Genomic DNA, 15895 nt, shown 5'->3' with positions numbered 1-15895 from the left:
TCAATTGCAATATTAAACCTCTAAAGCCGTATAAAAAAAATAATAGGATACATACTAACCTTGAGGTGAGATTATGGATAAAAACAGAGCAAAACAGATATTAAATTCAACAAACACAGTAGAGGTTCAGTATGAAAATAAACCTGTTTGGATTGAAGATGTTGACGGTCCTAGTAATGTTGCAAAGGTAAGAAGGCTTGATAATGGAATGCATTTGACGGTATCGGTTAACGATCTGCACGAGACGGGAAGGTAAAAAAAGCTGCCATGCAATACGCTGTGGCAGCTGCTTTTTACATTATCCTCAAACTTAAATCCATCGATTTATATGAATGTGTAATAGCACCGGTTGAGATAAAATCAACTCCTGTTTTCGCGATATCTGAAACAGTATCTAGATTTACATTGCCTGAAACTTCAATTAGAGCCCGGCCGTTTATCAATTCAACAGACTGCTTGATTAATTCAAGATTCATATTATCAAGCATTATAATATCAGCCTTGCAATCCAGTGCCTCTTTAACCATGTCCAAACTTTCTGTTTCAACCTCAATTCTTTTTAAATTGGAATATCTCTTTCTTACAAGTTCAACTGCTTTTGTTATGCTTCCTGCAGCTTTTATGTGGTTATCCTTTATAAGTATCCCATCGGAGAGATTAAATCTATGATTTACAGCACCGCCGATTCTTGTTGCATACTTTTCAAGTATTCTAAGGTTTGGAGTTGTTTTTCTTGTATCAAGCAATACTGCTTTTGTTCCTTCTATTCTTTTAACAAATTCACTTGTCAGGGTGGAAATACCGGACATCCTTTGAATAAAGTTTAGTGCTGTTCTTTCGCCAATCAGCATATTCTTTGTATTTCCATTTAATCGGCATATTACATCGCCATATTTTACTGCTGCACCATCGTTAAATAAAGTTTCTACTTCAACACTGCCTAATAGTTCAAAAACCCTTTTAAAAACAAAAATTCCTGCTATGACCCCATCCTGCTTTGCTATAAGTTTTGCCTCTGATACTGAATCATTTGGAATTATAGCTTCAGTAGTTAAGTCCTCGGACGTAACATCTTCATTTAGAGCGTCTAAAATTATTTTATCAATAGTATATAAGTTCATCCTTCAAATCCCACCTCTTCTTCTTTATTTCTTCTACAATAATATTTATATTTTCTCTCTTTGCTTTTTCAAAATCATATATTATTTTGGGGTTAAATATATTGATTTCAATAGAATTAATCTCTTTATTTATGCTTTCAGCAGCTCTTTTAGAAAATACCAATCCTTCTAAAAGAGAGTTGCTTGCAAGGCGATTATCACCATGAACTCCTGTGCAAGCTACCTCGCCAACTGCATAAAGATTTTTCATAGATGTTTTTGAGTTTAAATCCACATCAATTCCACCCATAAAATAATGTTGTGCAGGAGCAACAGGAATATAATCCTTTGTAATATCTATTCCTCTTTTTAAACATTCGGAGTATATTTTGGGGAATCTGTTTTTAACATAAGAATCATTTAAATGGGCTACGCTAAGATAAACGTGCGGAACATTAGTTTTTTTTATCTCATCATATATCTTAGCTGAAACTTCATCCCGTGGCAAAAGCTCATCTACAAACCTTTCACCTTTTGAATTTAAAAGGATAGCCCCTTCGCCTCTAAGGCTCTCAGAAATTAAGAATCTTCTGTCATCCTTATTATCATATAGGGCAGTTGGATGAAACTGAATATATCCTAAATCTTTTACTCTAACACCATTTTTAATTGCAACAGCTAATCCATCTCCAGTCAAGGTTCTCTGATTTGTTGAGTTTTTAAAGAGACCACCAATTCCACCTGTTGCAAGAACTGTTTCCTTTGAAAAAATGTTGATTTGTTTATTTTCTTTAGTAAATATTCCGCCTATACATTTATTGTCTGAAGCAATTAAATCAACTAATACTGTTTCCTCAAAGACATTTATATTCTTCTTCTTTTTAATTTTATTAATTAGAGAATCTGCGACAGCTTTTCCGGTGTAATCTTTATGGTGAACTATTCTATTTGTGCTATGGGCACCTTCCTTTGTATATAGAAGGACACCACAAGACCTGTCAAATTCAACTCCAAGCTGGAGTAATTTATTAATATTATCAATTGATTCAGTTGCAAGAACATTTACTGCCTCAATTTTGTTTTTGTAGTTTCCAGCCCTTAGAGTATCTTCTATAAAAAAAGGAATATCATCCACATTCTTTGCTGTAGCAATTCCTCCCTGAGCTAAGTATGTGTTTGTATCTGTAAGTTTTGACTTTGAAACAAGTATTATTTTTAAATCTTCTCTCAAATTAAGTGCAGTATAAAGCCCTGCTATTCCTGTTCCAACTATAAGAACGTCGCATTCAATATTCATCATATCACCTTGCTAATTCAAGCATTTTTTCTAAAGCTTTTCTTGCTTTAGCTGCTATATCTTCATCAATATTTATTTCATGCTTCATAAAAAGAAGGCTCTCATATACGTCCTCAAGCCTTGTCTTTTTCATATTTGGACAAGTAGCTGATAGCCCAGGAACATAAAAATTCTTATCTGGGTTCATTTTCTTTAAAGAGTGGATTACGCCTTCTTCAGTAGCAATCAGGTAATTCGTATAGTTTGTATTTGTTGCATAATCAATTATTTCCTTTGTGCTGCCTACAAAGTCGGCGATTTCCCTGACTTCTTTTTCACATTCTGGGTGAGCGAGGACAACTAAATCTTGAACAATTCTTTTCATTGATATTATATTTTCCTTTGAAATCCTTCTATGGGTTGGGCAAAATCCAGCCCAAAGAATAATGTCCTTTTCTGGAACATTTTCTTTAACGAATTCACCTAAGTTTTTATCAGGAAGAAAGACAATTTTTTTGTTTGGGATTTTCTTAATTATTTTTACTGCATTGGATGAAGTTACGGTTACATCACATAGGGCTTTTATATCAGCATTTGTATTTATGTAACAAACAAAGGCAGCGTCAGGGTGTTGCTTCTTAAACTTTTCAAGCTCGTCTATATCCACCATTTCGGCAAGTGGGCATCCTGCATCCTTTACAGGAAGAAGAACTGTTTTTTCAGGAGAAAGAATTTTTGCACTTTCAGCCATAAAATGGACACCGCAAAATACAATAACCTTTTTATCTGATTCCTTTGCAACCTGACTAAGATAAAATGAGTCTCCAACATAGTCAGCTACATCGATGACTTCTGGAATCTGATAATTGTGGGCAAGTATTAAGGCATCCCTTTCATCTTTTAATTTCTTGATTTTATCTATCATCATTACACCATCCTTTACAACTGTATATACAATATTATAAATTAGCTACATTCAATTGACAACTTTACTACTTAACATTTTGCTGTAAAACTTTGGGCAATTATTATATTTACAATATATTCTTTGCATGAAATAATTGTATTATGAGTAAAAATGATTGGGGTGATGGTATGGGAGGTTTTGTTTTAACAATAGCTTTTATAATAAGCAACATGTTTATAGCCTATTTTATAATTTACCATGCAGTAAAGAGGGCAATAGAAGAGAACCTTTTTACTATGGAGGATGTCTTAAAAAGAGCTATGAGGGATGAACTTAAAGAGTATGAATACAAAAAGAAGAATAATCTTTTCTAAGGAGGCTAACTATGGGTAATTGGTGGAAGGAAGGCGTTGTATATCAGGTTTATCCAAGAAGTTTTTATGATTCAAACGGGGATGGAATTGGAGATTTAAAGGGAATAATTCAAAAACTCGATTACCTTAAGGAGCTTGGGGTGGATATCATCTGGCTGAATCCAATTTACAAATCACCTAATGCAGATAATGGCTATGATATAAGCGATTATTATGATATTATGGATGAGTTTGGAACTATGGAGGATTTTGAAAATCTTCTTGATGAAGCCCATAAAAGAGGGATTAAAATCATAATGGACCTTGTTGTCAATCATTCATCAGATGAACATATATGGTTTATAGAATCGAGAAAATCAAAGGATAACCCGTATAGGGATTATTACATATGGAGAAAAGGAAGAGGCGAAAATGCTCCAAACAATTGGACATCATTCTTTTCAGGTTCTGCGTGGGAGTATGATGAAAATACTGATGAATACTATCTTCATTTGTTTGCAGTAAAACAGCCGGATTTAAATTGGGAAAACGAAAACTTGAGAAAAGAAGTATACAAGATGATGAAGTGGTGGCTTGATAAGGGAATAGATGGGTTCAGGATGGACGTTATAAATTTCATTTCAAAGGTTGATGGGCTTCCTGATGATGAAGATAACAAAGGGCTTGTAGGGTTTAAATACTATGCTAATGGCCCAAGGGTTCATGAATACCTTCAGGAGATGAATAGAGAGGTTTTATCTAAATATGATATCATGACAGTTGGAGAAACTCCTGGAGTCACGCCTGAAATAGGAAGGCTTTATGTTGATAATGATAGAAATGAGCTTAATATGATATTCCAATTTGAACTTATGGACATAGACTCTGGAAAGGGCGGAAAATGGGATGTTGTGCCATGGAAACTTACTGATTTTAAGAGGATAATGTATAAATGGTATGAAGGTCTTAAGGAAAAGGGTTGGAATTCGGTTTATCTTAACAACCACGACCAGCCAAGGCTTGTTTCAAGGTTTGGAAACGATAAAGAATATAGGGTAGAGTCAGCCAAACTACTTGCAACATTTATTCACACATGGCAGGGAACGCCATATATTTATCAGGGTGAAGAAATTGGAATGACCAATGTTGCATTTGATAGTATCGATGACTATAGAGATATTGAAACAATAAACTGGTATAATGAAATGCTTGAAAAGGGTTTAACTCCAAAGGAGATTCTTGAGCCGATTTATAAAAAGGGAAGGGATAACGCAAGAACTCCAATGCAGTGGGATGATACAGAAAATGCAGGATTTACAAAAGGAATTCCTTGGATTAAAGTAAATCCTAATTATAAGGAGATAAACGTTAAAAAGGCTCTTGAGGATAAGAACTCGGTTTTTTATTATTATAAAAAGCTTATTGAACTTAGAAAAAAGTATCCTGTTATTGTATATGGGGATATAAATCTATTGTTTGAGGATGATGAAAAGATATTTGCCTATACAAGAAGCTTTGAAGGACAAAATATTTTAGTTTTAATGAATTTCTCAAAGGATGAAGTTGAAATTGAAATACCAAAGAAATTAATAGAAAGTAAAATGGAAATTTTAATAGGCAATTATGAAGTTAAAGATTGCTTGCAGGATAAGGTTATTTTCAAGCCTTATGAGGCAAGGGTGTATAAATATTGATGTAAAAGCACGCACATGAATTAGTTAACTAATTCATGTGCGTGCTTTTTTGTTTAGTCTTCACTATTAATTGGTTTTGAGTGAATATATATAGAATCATTGCAAATATCAATTCTGTTGTTCCAGTTAACAGAAGAATCTAAATTAGGATTTTTATCCCAAGCAATATTTCCTGATTCATCAATGAATACACGTTTGAAGTTATTTATATCTCTCAAAAACTCAAATACTCCATAAAGTTTGTCACTCATATTAAATATTCTTTTCTCGTTATTATCAAAGGTTATTATAAGAGAATAATCATCGGTAGCTAAAACGTTGATTATTTTTTTCGTTCCTTCTTCGTAATATTTCTCTACTTCTTTTGGAAGGCGATATGAATTCATATCTCACTCCTCCTTAAAATCATTTAAGAGGTTTATTCAAAATACACCGGTTTTCCGGTCCTTGATGATTCGTAAATAGCATCTATAATTTTTGTAACAACAAGAACCTCTTCAGGTTTTACATAGGGTTCCTTGTCGTTTATGATAGAATCTATAAATAGGCGTGTTTCCATTTCTGCTGCACTTTCTAGAGGACCTTTGTAAAATTTAACTGAATTTTCTTCAAGCGCAGGCTTTAATGTATATAACTGACCATATTTTTCTCCATTTATTCTAACCCCATCAAGCATGTCAGCTCCAGCCTTTGTTCCACATAGGGTGACCTTTGCCTCATCTTCCTGCAAAATATTAAGTGCCCAGCTGCACTCTAAAAATATTGTCGCTCCATTTTTCATAGTTACATACCCAAACCCAGACTCTTCAACAGAGAAACTTTTTTCCTTCCAACTTCCCCATACATTGAAGGAATCCGCATTTTGGCTGATTTTATTATACACATTTCCAACTACATATTTTACATCGTAGTTGTTCATAAGCCAAAGCGTTAAATCAAGAGCATGAACACCTATATCTATTAAAGCTCCTCCGCCTTGCATGTCCTTGTTTAGAAATTCACCCCAAACAGGAACAGCTCTTCTTCTTAGGGCATGAGCCTTAGCAAAGTATATTTCTCCAAGCTCTCCGTTTCTGCATAACTTGTGCAAATATTGTGAATCAGGTCTAAATCTATTCTGAAGTGCTATCGAAAGCTTTTTTCCAGACTTTTTAGAGGCTTGAATCATCCCTTCGGCTTCCTTTGAATTAATCGCCATAGGCTTTTCACACATAACATGTTTTCCGGACAATAACGCTTCTATTGTTATACTTGAATGAGTCTTGTTAGATGTCAACACATATACAACATCTATGGCTTTATCATCTAAAAGTTGTCTGTAATCTTCATAAACCTTTGCATTATCAGCTCCAAACTGCTTTGCAGCAATGTGTGCCTTTTCAATATTTCTATTGCAAAATGCTGCTATTTCAACATTATCAAGTTTTTTAAGAGCAGGCAGATGTTTGTTAAACGCTATTGCCCCACAACCTATAATTCCAACCCTTAGTTTTGTTGACATAAAAATTCCCCCTGTTAAATTAATCGGCATGAACTTCTTTCTATAAATTTTGTTTTTAAAATAGTTCTTTTTTCAACTTCATTTTCAGAAATAATATCAAACAGCTTGTTAGTAGCAACAATTCCAAGTTCCCTTATTGGAACATCTATTGTTGTAAGCTGAGGAGTTAATATTTGAGAGATTTCGTAATTATTGTGGCCAATTATAGAAATATCATCTGGAATTGTTAAATTCATTTCATATGCTGCACGATATACTCCAACAGCTTTCAAATCATCATTAACAAAAATTGCTGTTGGAGGAGTTTGGGAGCTCAATATTTTTTTCGCAGCATTATATGCTTCCTGGATAGTGTAGCCACCATCTTGAATTATCGTATAATCAACAGGCAGGGCAGCTTCTTTATGAGCTTCAATAAATCCATTTAACCTATCGTAGCTTACAACATATTTTAACGGACCGTGGATATATCCAATTCTTCTATGGCCTAATTTAAAAAGGTATTCAACTGCTTCTTTTGAATCTGTGAAATTATCCGTATCTACAGTATATATTTCATCTGCGATTCTATCGTTAGTCTCCCTTCCGAGCAAAACAAATGGGAATTTAATCTCATGCAGCTTTTCAATCAAATGGTCATTTATCCTTGAACTTAAAATTATAATTCCCTGAATGATTCTACTCTCGATTAAAGAAAGGCACTTCTTAATTTCCTGGTTTTCATCCTTTGCTGTTGTTAAAACGATTTCAAAATTCTTTCTATCAGCAACTTCGCCTATGGATTGAAGAATTAAAGGCAAGAAAGCTTCATTAGAAAACCTTGATGATGAAACAATTCCTATTGCAGGAAAAGCATTTGCCCCTAAGCTTTGTGCGATTCTATTTGGTTTAAAATTTAATTTGTTTATTGCATCTAAAACAGCTTTTTTTGTTTCAGGGTTTACATTACTGGCATTATTAATAACTCTTGATACAGTAGATATAGAAACGTTTGCAAGCTTTGCAACGTCTTTAATAGTAACAGGCATAAACATTCCCCCATCAGTGTAAATGGAATAATTTTATTACATTATATCATAAAATATTTACTATAACAATCAATAATGAAAACATTTTCACTATAAATGCAAAATATTCAGAAAAATTAAGAAAAACATAGCAATATTAAAATAAACAAACATAAATACATATAAATACGGTTTGATATATAAAATAAAATATTTTAATATTATTGTAGAGTCAAAAAAACGTTTTCATAGTTTTAAGGGGGATAAGAATGACGGATAAAATAAAAGAAAAATTAATGCTTTTGTATCCCGACAGCGATATTGATAAAATTTATTCACGGATTATTGAATTGATAACTGATTTTAAAGGCAATAAAAAAAGAATTAAAGATTTTTCAGAGGAAGATGTAATTTTAATCACATATGGAGACCAGTTTAGAGGTAATGAACAAAAACCTTTAAAAAACTTAAAAATGTTTTGCGATGAATATTTAAAAGGAGCTGTAAACACAATTCATATACTTCCATTTTACCCTTATTCGTCAGACGATGGATTTTCGGTTATCGATTACGAAAAGGTAGATGATAATTTGGGAAGCTGGGAGGATATAGAAAGCTTTTCTCAAGAATATAAACTTATGTTTGATTTTGTATGCAACCACATATCATCAAAAAGCATGTGGTTTCAAGAATACTTAAAGGGCAATCCTATATATAAAGATTATTTTATAGAAGTTGACAAGGAAACGGATTTAAGTCAGGTCGTAAGGCCGAGGGCATTGCCTTTGCTTACCGAATTTGATACTGTTTATGGGAAAAAATATATTTGGACAACATTTAGTGATGACCAAATAGATTTAAACTACAAAAACCCTGATGTATTGATTAATATGATAAAAATACTTTTGTTTTACATAGAAAGAGGAGCAGATTTAATTAGATTAGATGCAATAGGATATCTTTGGAAGGAAATTGGGACAAGATGTATTCATTTAGAGCAGACCCATGCTGTCGTTCAGCTTTTCAGGGATATTTTAGATAAAGTAGCACCGGAGGTTAAAATAATCACAGAGACTAATGTCCCGCATGAAGAAAATATATCATACTTTGGAGACGGACATAATGAAGCTCAACTTGTTTATCAATTTCCACTTCCACCACTGATTTTGTATACATTTATCAATGAAAATTCTAAAGTTTTTACAAATTGGGCTAAAACTATTAAGCCAGTTTCAGATGAAACAACTTATTTCAATTTTTTAGCATCTCACGACGGTATAGGGTTGAATCCATTGAGAGGAATAGTTGACGAAGATGAAATAAATAAATTAGTCTTTACTACTATAAAGCGTGGTGGATTGGTTTCGTATAAAAACAATAGCGATGGAGGACAAAGTCCATATGAACTAAACATTTCATATTTCAATGCCCTAAGCGATGCATCTGAAGATGTAGATATCAAAATAAAGAAGTTCTTAAATGCTTATTCAATTATTTTAGCCATGCAAGGAATACCGGGAATATATGTCCACAGTATATTAGGCTCCAAAAATTATTGTGAAGGTGTTATTCAAACAGGCCAGAATAGGAGCATTAACAGAGAGAAATTCTACTTAGAAAAAATAGTAGAAGATTTAAATAACGATTATATAAGAAATAGAATTTACAATGGATTTATAAAATTATTAAATATAAGAAAGAAGTCTAAAGCATTTAGTCCAAAATCAGAACAAAAAATATTGGATATCAGCAGCGATGTGATTGCCATAATAAGGTCATTGGACAAGCAAAAAGTATTTTCGATTAACAATATTACTTCAAAAGAGGTTAAATTGATATTAGACATAGAGGAAATTGGTGCTACTAAAAAGGAATTTGAAAGCTTAAGCGATAAGGTTGATATAATAACGAATGATAAATATATAATGCTTAATTTAAAGCCATATGAATTTGTATGGCTTGCATATGAATAGGGGGAATATTGATGGGAGTAATGCTTAATTTTGTTGGTCCAAGAGAAGTAGGATTTGAAGAGTATGATGAGAGGAAACTTAATCAAAATGAGATAAGATTAAAAACTTTGTATTCAGGAATCAGTGCCGGAACCGAGCTTACTGCTTATAGGGGTTCTAATCCTTATTTGAGCAAGAAATGGAATGCTGACCTTAGAATATTCGAAAATACAGAAACAACAACATATTCATACCCTTTAAAAGCATGGGGTTATGAAGAAGTTGGACAGGTTATTGAAGTTGGAGAAGAGGTTAAAGATATTAAAATAGGGGACATTATATTTGGAACATGGGGGCATAAATCAACCCACATTATAGAGGAGAGTTTTGCTAAAGACAGAAAACTAATAGAGGGATTAGAACCAATCTGTGGAATATATTCACATATTGGTGCAATTGCTCTTAACTCGATACTGGATGCAAACATACACGTTGGTGAAACAGTTGCTATATTTGGACAGGGTGTTCCAGGGCAAATCGTTACCCAGCTTGCAAAATTGAGCGGAGCTAAAGTTGTTGCAGTTGACCTTGATGATGAGAGATTGAAATTCTCAAAGGAATCAGGGGCTGATGTAGTATTAAATCCTAAGAATGATGATGTTCCAAGAATGATTAAGGAAATTACAAAGGGCAGAGGTGCTGATGTTTCAATTGAAATATCAGGCTCTACTAAGGCACTGCACGAAGCTATAAGGGCAACTGCGTATTCAGGAAGAGTTGTTGCAGCAGGATTTTTCCAAGGAGAAGGAGTAGGATTGTATTTAGGGGAAGAATTCCACCACAATAGAATAAATGTTGTATGTTCGCAAATTTCAGGAGTTTCACCAGAGCTTACATATAGATGGAACAGGCTGAGATTAAATCATACTATTATGGAGCTGCAGCATGAAAACAAAATAAATCTAAAAAAGTTAATAACGCATGAATTTAATTTTAGTGATGCAAAAAAAGCCTTTGAAATGTTAGATACAAGAACTGACTGCATGCAGATGGTTTTGAAATTTGACTGATGGAGGGATAAGATGAAATTTGCTATTCAGAGTAAATGGCTTATGTCTGATGACTATAATATTATGTTCGAAAATGCTAAAAGCATTGGTTTTGATGCAGTTGAGATAACTTATTTTGATAATGTTTTTGATGGCAAAGTTGTCGACGATGTAAAAAGTGCTATGAATAAGACAAAAGTTCCTGTAAGCGCATTATGCGGTGGATACAGGAACTGGATTGGTGATTTTGACGACAATAAAAGGCTTGAGGCAGTTGATGGAATTAAAAAAAGCCTTGAAAATTTAGCATCAATAGGGGCGGTGGGCCTGATTGCACCGGCGGCATATGGTATGGCTACAAAGAGACTTCCGCCATACACTGTTGCAAGGAGCGTAGAAGATGATAAGAGGGTTTTAGTCGATTCACTATCAAGAATTGCAGAGACGGCAGAAAAATATGGTATGTATCTGTTGTTTGAGCCGCTGAATAGATATGAGGACCATATGATAAACAGAGTTGAACAGGCAGTTGAGATTATCGACTTAGTAGGAAGCAAATATATAAGGGTAATGGCTGATTTTTATCATATGAATATTGAAGAGGCCGACATTTCAGTTACGATTTCAAAATATAAAGATTACATAAAGTATTATCATCTTTCAGACAGCAACAGACATCAACCTGGTCTTGGACATATTAATTTTAAGACATACCTTGGTCTCATTAACTCGTTTGGATTTGACGGATTTTTATCTATTGAATGTGCATTATACGGCGAAGGGAGGGAACCTTTAGAAAAGTCTATTTCATATCTTAAAAGTATTTTATAATAAAAATCAGGGGGGAGTTAAATGTTTAAAAAGTCAATATCCATTCTAATTGCATTACTTATGGTTATTAGTTTAGCATTGACAGGATGCGGCAAGAAGGAAACTGCTGAAACAAATAATCAGGAAACCCAAACTACTCAGGAAACAAAGCAAAAAGTGACTATTGAGTTTATGCATAGCCAGCCGGAGGAAGAACGTGTTTCTACTATTCAAAAAATTATTGACGATTTTATGGCAAAGAATCCAGACATAGAAGTTAAACAGGTTCCAGTTCCTGAAGATACTTACATGACCAAGCTTACAACATTGATTTCATCACAACAATTGCCTGTTTTAATGGAATCAAATATAGATTGGGGAAGATTGCTCTATGCGGAAGGCGTATTGGATACTGCAGCTCACACTGAAGTTATAGACGCAAAGGGAAAGGATGCCTTCTTTAAAGGTGCATTAGAAATATTACAGGCACCGGATAAGCCAGAATACATTGGAGTTCCTGTATCAGGATGGGTAGCTGGAATATGGTATAACAAGGCATTGTTCGAGGAGAAGAAACTTGCACCTCCAACAACATGGGATAATATTTTAAAGGCTGCAAAGGCTCTTCATGACCCATCAAAGAAAAAATATGGTATAGTTTTTGCAACTGAAGAATCAGATTTTACAGAACAAACATTTACTCAAATAGCACTTTCAAATAATGCTGAACTATTTGATGAAAATGGTAATCCTAAGTTTAATTCACCAGAGATGAAGGAAGCTATAAAATTCTATAAAGAGCTTTATAAATATTCTCCAAAGGGGTCAAACGGGGTAACTCAGGTTAAGGACGCGTTTGTTGGAGGAAATGCCGCTATGGCAATTTACTCTACTTATATAATGCCAGCTCTTTATGAACAAAAGATGGCGGATAAAATAGGTTTTGCTGTTCCTGAGAAAAAGACTGCCGCTGGATTTGGTATGCTTACGACTATTGCAATTTCAAACATGGCAAAACCGGAAGAAAGGGAAGCTGCTAAGAAATTCATAAGCTTTATGCTTGAGAAGGAAAGCAATATAACATGGCTGCATATGTCACCTGGTGGTGCTAATCCAGTATTAAAGGAAATTGCAAGCGATGAACAATACAAGTCACATGAATTGCTGAAGGCATTTGGAGAAACATCATCGAAGGTTCCTGAAGCATTTAATGAATTAAAAATGCTCGGATTCCAAAATGGAAAATCTCATCCTAAGATGGGAGTAATAACTTCAAAATTAGTAATACCTAAGGCGCTAAACGCAATATTAGTTCAAAATGCTAATCTTGATAAGGAAGTTGAAAAGGCTCAAAAGGCTATGGAAGAAATTTGCAAGGAATGATAAATATTAGCCGATGTTTCAAAGAGACATCGGCTAAATTTTGATAGTAGAGGGGATATTTATGTTGGAGACATCAAAAAAGGTAGGCTTTGGGAAAAGTTCATTTAAGAAAAATGAAGCAAGATTGGGGATACTATTCATTTTACCTTCCGTATTGCTGATTTCCTCAATTATTATTTATCCTGTTTTATACAATTTATATTTGAGCTTTCACAAGGTAGCTCTAAATCCCAGAAAACAGCCAAAGTTTATTGGACTTGGCAACTATACGGCACTTTTTAGCGATGGGGAATTTTTTAAATCATTGCTTTTAACCTTTTTGTATGTGATATTAACCGTAACACTTTCGACAATAACAGGGCTTTTGGTAGCTCTGCTTATGAATAGAAAATTCAAGGGAAGAGGAATTGCGCGTTCCCTTGTGATTTTGCCATATGTTGCACCAGTTATTGCATCAGTTTATGTTTGGCAGTATATGTTCAACGGTATATATGGCGTTTTTAACTATATAACAGTTGATAAAATTCATCTTTTTAAAGAAGTTCCACCATGGTTTGACCATCCAATTTTATCGCTTGTATTGGTTGTTTTGTATGATGTCTGGAGGGTGTTCCCTTATAGTTTTATGATGATACTTGCAGCCCTGCAGGCTATAGATGAAACATTATATGAAGCTGCAAAAATTGATGGAGCAGGAGCAGTAAGGCAGTTTTTTGCTATAACTTTACCCGAGATAATGCCTGTCGTAGGCTCGCTTGTTATACTGCGTTCTATTTGGAATTTCTATAAATTTGATGATGTATACCTACTTACAAAACAGGTGCCTATTATGGGGGTATATTTATATCAAACTGCCTTTTCAGTCAACGACTTTGGACTTGCAGCAGCAATAACTGTTGTATTATTCTTTATTTCAATGTCCTTCGTTGTATTTGCAAGAAGGAGGGTCAGATAGTATGAAAAAGAAGTTATTAATTAACATATTTCTAAATATATTAGTAATTATTGTTCTTTTAATTACTTTGATGCCTTTTTATTTTATGGTTACAACTGCTTTGAAAACATCAGCAGCTTCAGTTGCTTATCCGCCTGAGATAATACCAAAGGAAATAACATTTCAGCACTTTAGAGATATTTTTAATCCAAAGCTCTTTCCATTTTTAAGATATTTTTCGAACAGCTTCAAGATAGCATTTTCGACTGCATCGTTAGCAGTCATAGTTGGAAGCATGGGTGCCTATAGCCTTGCAAGGCTCGACTTTCCGGGTAAAAAATATATTCAGGAAAGCACACTGGTTGTATATATGTTTTCTGGTATATTGCTTGTTGTTCCTTTGTTTAGAATTATTTCAAAACTTGGGCTTTATAATAATAAATTAGCTGTTATAATTACATGTCTGGTAACGACATTGCCAGCCACATTGTTTATGTTAAGCAGCTATTTTAAATCAATTCCTGATTCCCTTGAAGAAGCAGCCATGATTGATGGGCTTAGCCGATTCCAGGTAATCTATAAAATTGTTATCCCCCTTTCAATTCCAGCTATTGTTTCAGTATTTGCATATGTTTTTATGATTGCCTGGAATGACTTTTTATTTTCATCGATATTTTTATCAACACCGGACAATATGACGTTATCTATAGGATTAAGACAGCTATTCAGTTCCAAAGACTATGTATGGGGAAGAATGATGGCAGCGTCGTTTCTAACTGCTGTTCCTGTTATTATCATTTTCTCGCTCGTTGAGAGGTTCATAACAGGTGGCTTAGTTGCTGGTGGTGTAAAAGAATAATAGTCTAAAAATATTTAAAGGGCAACTCTCAAATTAAAAGTTTTGAGGGATGCCCTTTAAAATAATTATTTATTTGAGGTATAAGCTGCAAATTCAGGCTCTTGCTTCTACAACATTGCTCAGTGTTTTATATAAGCAATATACAATAAATATATTTAGAAACGGAAAGATAACGATTACAGGAAGTGGAACTGCAACTCCAGCCATTATCTGGCCAATTATCATAGCTGTTAAAGCAGTTCCCATAGTAAGACCTTTGATTATCATTATGGAAGTTAGTAGATATCCAAATGGTTTTTGTTTAAGGAGCAATAGCCCAGCAATAATTGAAACAGGGACTATAAAGCCTAAATCCATCGCTTGAATTACAAGGGTTGTGTAGTGTTCAAGGACTGGTGGAATCGTTTCATTTAAAGCCGTTGGAACTGTCAATCCAAGCCACATAATACCCAGTATGAACGCAATCAAAAACATTAGGCTGCTCAATAATTTTACAGGGAGTTTTTTATTGAATTGAGAAGGCAATTTTTCTATGTCTATTGACATTATTGAAATAATAAAAGCAAATAGACTTGATGACATTAAAGCTACGTAAATTAAAAAGAATCGGTTATACATACTAAGAAAAGTATAGGAAACGTATGTGTATAAAAAATATCCCAATGTTCCAGAAAGAAGAAGCTTACCTTTTAGATAACCTTTTCTATAAGAGTATAAAGAGTAAATTAAAAGAGGTATTCCAAGTATCATAGTTATTATATCCTGTGCTTTTCCTTGTGATACTATAGATACAGAATCATTTTTATACAGTCCATCTCCATAAATCTTAACTACATGTCCATTCAAAGATTTAAAATCAAAAGCATTTTGTCCATTACCCGAAAAGATACCAGTTAAAGCTGCAACTGATGAGAGCAAAACAATGATAAAGACTAAAATTGTTATGGATTTTTTAAATTTCACGCAACCATCCCCTTAAATTTATTTAATTATGTATATGTTACCATTCTATAAAATATTATGCAAATGCTTTTATTAAGATTTAAGAAAAATAATTCTTAATATGATAT

General features: G+C 33.7%; 16 protein-coding genes. 9 read left to right on the top strand and 7 right to left on the bottom strand.

What is annotated here, in order from left to right:
- Positions 1 to 73 precede the first annotated feature (73 nt).
- Complete coding sequence (locus ABG79_RS02125; protein WP_057976654.1) at positions 74 to 256, top strand: H-type small acid-soluble spore protein; 183 nt, start codon at positions 74 to 76, stop codon at positions 254 to 256.
- A 37-nt stretch (positions 257 to 293) separates the two neighbouring features.
- On the opposite strand, the gene nadC is transcribed toward ABG79_RS02125, so the two are convergent.
- From nadC to nadA, 3 genes are read right to left on the bottom strand one after another with little or no spacing between them, the layout of a single operon-like run.
- Positions 294 to 1121, bottom strand: a complete 828-nt coding sequence (gene nadC / locus ABG79_RS02120; protein ID WP_057976652.1) for a carboxylating nicotinate-nucleotide diphosphorylase — start codon at positions 1119 to 1121, stop codon at positions 294 to 296.
- The gene (locus ABG79_RS02115; RefSeq protein WP_057976650.1) at positions 1102 to 2397 is read right to left on the bottom strand and encodes an L-aspartate oxidase; all 1296 of its coding nucleotides are present in this window, start codon (positions 2395 to 2397) and stop codon (positions 1102 to 1104) included. Before ABG79_RS02115 ends, nadC begins: the two co-directional genes overlap by 20 nt.
- Before the next feature lie 4 nt (positions 2398 to 2401).
- Positions 2402 to 3304, bottom strand: coding sequence for a quinolinate synthase NadA (gene nadA / locus ABG79_RS02110; protein ID WP_057976647.1), 903 nt, complete (start codon positions 3302 to 3304; stop codon positions 2402 to 2404).
- A 167-nt stretch (positions 3305 to 3471) separates the two neighbouring features.
- Between nadA and ABG79_RS02105 the strand changes: the two genes are divergently transcribed.
- Positions 3472 to 3657, top strand: a complete 186-nt coding sequence (locus ABG79_RS02105; protein ID WP_057976645.1) for a hypothetical protein — start codon at positions 3472 to 3474, stop codon at positions 3655 to 3657.
- Positions 3658 to 3668: 11 nt separating this feature from the next.
- Positions 3669 to 5330 (top strand): glycoside hydrolase family 13 protein, encoded by a 1662-nt coding sequence (locus ABG79_RS02100; protein ID WP_057976643.1) that lies wholly within the window; start codon positions 3669 to 3671, stop codon positions 5328 to 5330.
- 53 nt (positions 5331 to 5383) lie between these two features.
- Here ABG79_RS02100 and ABG79_RS02095 read toward each other — a convergent pair whose 3' ends face one another.
- From ABG79_RS02095 to ABG79_RS02085, 3 genes are read right to left on the bottom strand one after another with little or no spacing between them, the layout of a single operon-like run.
- Positions 5384 to 5716: a DUF2442 domain-containing protein gene (locus ABG79_RS02095; protein WP_057976641.1), complete on the bottom strand. Its 333-nt coding sequence runs from the start codon at positions 5714 to 5716 to the stop codon at positions 5384 to 5386.
- 32 nt (positions 5717 to 5748) lie between these two features.
- Positions 5749 to 6831 carry a Gfo/Idh/MocA family protein gene (locus ABG79_RS02090; protein ID WP_057976638.1) on the bottom strand — a complete coding sequence of 361 codons (1083 nt, stop codon included), beginning with the start codon at positions 6829 to 6831 and terminating at the stop codon, positions 5749 to 5751.
- Positions 6832 to 6845: 14 nt separating this feature from the next.
- Positions 6846 to 7859 (bottom strand): LacI family DNA-binding transcriptional regulator, encoded by a 1014-nt coding sequence (locus ABG79_RS02085; protein WP_057976637.1) that lies wholly within the window; start codon positions 7857 to 7859, stop codon positions 6846 to 6848.
- A gap of 248 nt (positions 7860 to 8107) precedes the next feature.
- On the opposite strand from ABG79_RS02085, the gene ABG79_RS02080 reads away from it, so the two are divergent.
- The 6 genes from ABG79_RS02080 (at position 8108) to ABG79_RS02055 (ending at position 14825) form a co-directional block, all read left to right on the top strand.
- Positions 8108 to 9811 (top strand): sugar phosphorylase, encoded by a 1704-nt coding sequence (locus tag ABG79_RS02080; protein ID WP_057976635.1) that lies wholly within the window; start codon positions 8108 to 8110, stop codon positions 9809 to 9811.
- Positions 9812 to 9822: 11 nt separating this feature from the next.
- The gene (locus ABG79_RS02075; RefSeq protein ID WP_057976634.1) at positions 9823 to 10860 is read left to right on the top strand and encodes a zinc-binding dehydrogenase; all 1038 of its coding nucleotides are present in this window, start codon (positions 9823 to 9825) and stop codon (positions 10858 to 10860) included.
- Between the two features lie 12 nt (positions 10861 to 10872).
- On the top strand, positions 10873 to 11670 hold the full coding sequence (locus tag ABG79_RS02070; RefSeq protein ID WP_057976632.1) for a sugar phosphate isomerase/epimerase family protein: 798 nt from the start codon (positions 10873 to 10875) through the stop codon (positions 11668 to 11670).
- A 21-nt stretch (positions 11671 to 11691) separates the two neighbouring features.
- The gene (locus ABG79_RS02065) at positions 11692 to 13032 is read left to right on the top strand and encodes an ABC transporter substrate-binding protein (protein ID WP_057976630.1); all 1341 of its coding nucleotides are present in this window, start codon (positions 11692 to 11694) and stop codon (positions 13030 to 13032) included.
- A 61-nt stretch (positions 13033 to 13093) separates the two neighbouring features.
- Complete coding sequence (locus ABG79_RS02060) at positions 13094 to 13987, top strand: carbohydrate ABC transporter permease (RefSeq protein WP_057976628.1); 894 nt, start codon at positions 13094 to 13096, stop codon at positions 13985 to 13987.
- Position 13988: 1 nt separating this feature from the next.
- On the top strand, positions 13989 to 14825 hold the full coding sequence (locus ABG79_RS02055; RefSeq protein WP_057976627.1) for a carbohydrate ABC transporter permease: 837 nt from the start codon (positions 13989 to 13991) through the stop codon (positions 14823 to 14825).
- A 93-nt stretch (positions 14826 to 14918) separates the two neighbouring features.
- Here the strand turns inward: ABG79_RS02055 and ABG79_RS02050 are convergent, their stop codons facing one another.
- Complete coding sequence (locus ABG79_RS02050; protein ID WP_057976625.1) at positions 14919 to 15788, bottom strand: hypothetical protein; 870 nt, start codon at positions 15786 to 15788, stop codon at positions 14919 to 14921.
- Positions 15789 to 15895 lie beyond the last annotated feature (107 nt).

The sequence above is a fragment of the Caloramator mitchellensis genome, from assembly GCF_001440545.1.
GTDB lineage: Bacteria > Bacillota > Clostridia > Clostridiales > Caloramatoraceae > Caloramator > Caloramator mitchellensis.
The sequence above is the reverse complement of the archived record's forward strand: the minus strand, read 5'-3'. Positions and strand labels throughout refer to the sequence as shown.